Annotated in this window: 3 protein-coding genes and 1 pseudogene; all 4 read left to right on the top strand. The window is 53.8% G+C overall.

What is annotated here, in order from left to right; translation table 11 throughout:
• A pseudogene (locus M5G20_RS29980) lies at positions 1 to 606 on the top strand (hypothetical protein); the annotation flags it as partial.
• Positions 548 to 1,192 carry a peptidoglycan-binding domain-containing protein gene (locus tag M5G20_RS29975; RefSeq protein ID WP_083659372.1) on the top strand — a complete coding sequence of 215 codons (645 nt, stop codon included), beginning with the start codon at positions 548 to 550 and terminating at the stop codon, positions 1,190 to 1,192. The pseudogene M5G20_RS29980 and the gene M5G20_RS29975, both read left to right, overlap by 59 nt.
• A gap of 4 nt (positions 1,193 to 1,196) precedes the next feature.
• Positions 1,197 to 1,502 carry a hypothetical protein gene (locus M5G20_RS29970; RefSeq protein WP_273922110.1) on the top strand — a complete coding sequence of 102 codons (306 nt, stop codon included), beginning with the start codon at positions 1,197 to 1,199 and terminating at the stop codon, positions 1,500 to 1,502.
• A 61-nt stretch (positions 1,503 to 1,563) separates the two neighbouring features.
• Positions 1,564 to 1,728 (top strand): T6SS effector phospholipase Tle3 domain-containing protein (locus tag M5G20_RS30430; protein ID WP_443218335.1); only part of this gene is annotated, 165 nt, incomplete at its 3' end.

The following is a 1,728-nucleotide window of genomic DNA, read 5'->3' as shown; positions in this document are numbered from 1 at the left end:
GGCAGCTACATCAGGATCGGCGGCGGGGTCGAAATCGGTACGCAGGGCAAGGCCATTGTGCATGCCAGCGAGCATGACTGGGTGGGGCCGAAAACTGACAGTGCGGCCATTCCTGTTTTCGGTCGGGACGGCGCGGACCAACGGCATCGACTGCACTACGAAGATGATCCAGCCGCAATTGTTGAAGGCCAACCCTACAAAATCGCCCTGGAAGACGGCAGCCTGGTGCAAGGCATGACAGGTGCCAACGGTTTAACCGAGTTGCTCCAGCGAACAGAGATGCAGCTCGCCAATCTCGAGGTTTTTCGCAATTCATCCCACCAAGCAGCGAGCCCGGGTTCAAACAGCACAGGGGCAGACGCATCAAGACCTTTTGATCTGTTTTTTTTGCTTAAAGACGAAAAAACAGGTGTCACGCTGAACGGTATCACGTACCGGATAAAGCTGGAGTCGGGAGATGTCGTTGTCGGCGTTTCTGATGAGCAAGGCCGGACTCAAATTGTGCGATCAGACACCCCACAAATAGCCACCATCGAGGTTCCTTACCATGACGATCGCGCAACATCTTTTGACCCCCTCATCAGATCAGACACCTGTGACTGTTGAGATCCCCACGAAGCAATTAAGCGGCGCCTTGTGGGTATCAAAATTTCCCACCAGCACAAGACTTGATGAGATGAACTCAGCCTTTGCCATATCGGTTGCTTCCTTTCTCAGTGCTCTCAACGCGGCAGGTGCCAGCGTCGCCATTTCGGCCACCCTGCGTCCTGCCAATCGTGCTTTTTTGATGCATTGGGCCTGGAAAATCGTCAATGCCGATGCGGACCCGTTAACTATTCCTGAGCGTGAGGGAGTGGACATCCAGTGGGGCCACTTAAACGAAAAAGGCGATTACTGCAGGGAAAAATCCGTTGCCGCTGCCACGGCCATGGTCAATGGATATGGCATGGGAAACTTGAGAGTTGCCCCCGCACTGACGTCCCGACATATCGAGGGTAAAGCGATTGATATGACGATCAGTTGGACGGGCACTCTTTCGATAAAGGATGCCATGGGTAGAACCGTGGATATTTCGACAGATCCGAAAACAGGGATGAATGAGGACCTGCACGCAGTGGGTGCGACCTACAGGGTCATCAAGTTCAAAGGCGGCGACAAAGACAAACCTCATTGGTCAACCGACGGACGCTGAAGCCATGCCACAACATTCGGTAATGCTCTTCTGGTTGATACTCACCCTAGGCCAGGTATCGGCCGTACATGCGCAAACGCCTCCTGATGTCCAGGCATTCGCAGAGCATCGCGACGTGTGCGATGTGCTCCGCGGAGAGATTCCTGACGTCGACAAAAAGGAACGTGTCGAGCAAGTGATCAACGACATTAACCAGCATTGCGAAGGCACGGATGCCGCCTTGCAACATCTGAAATCCAAGTACGCCGATGACACGCAGGTCATGAGCCTGCTGGATCAATACGAACCGACTATTGAAACCTCTCAGTAAAAGGACACTGCTCCTCTGTGGATCAGCAAGAGGAACATGATTTCAAAAGGATATGGAACGCATGAGCTATACGGACAACACAGTGATCGCCACCAGCATGAGTCGTTTGCTGCCGAATAGATCCACGGATCGCAACATTGCGGTGCCGCGAGACCTGCCAGGCGTGGTGATTTTCCTGCACGGCGTGAATGACCCCGGGGCGTCCTATGAGTCGGTGGAAACCGGG

Source organism: Pseudomonas sp. TNT2022 ID1044, from assembly GCF_028656895.1.
In the GTDB taxonomy this organism is placed as follows: Bacteria; Pseudomonadota; Gammaproteobacteria; order Pseudomonadales; family Pseudomonadaceae; genus Aquipseudomonas; species Aquipseudomonas reinekei.
Note: the sequence above shows the minus strand (reverse complement) of the source record. Positions and strands in the feature narration are given on the sequence as shown.

Bases quoted from the DNA above. Each gene is read 5' to 3' on its own strand.
- M5G20_RS29975 (WP_083659372.1), top strand. From the start codon at position 548: ATGACGATCGCGCAACATCTTTTGACCCCCTCATCAGATCAGACACCT.
- M5G20_RS29970 (WP_273922110.1), top strand. From the start codon at position 1,197: ATGCCACAACATTCGGTAATGCTCTTCTGGTTGATACTCACCCTAGGC.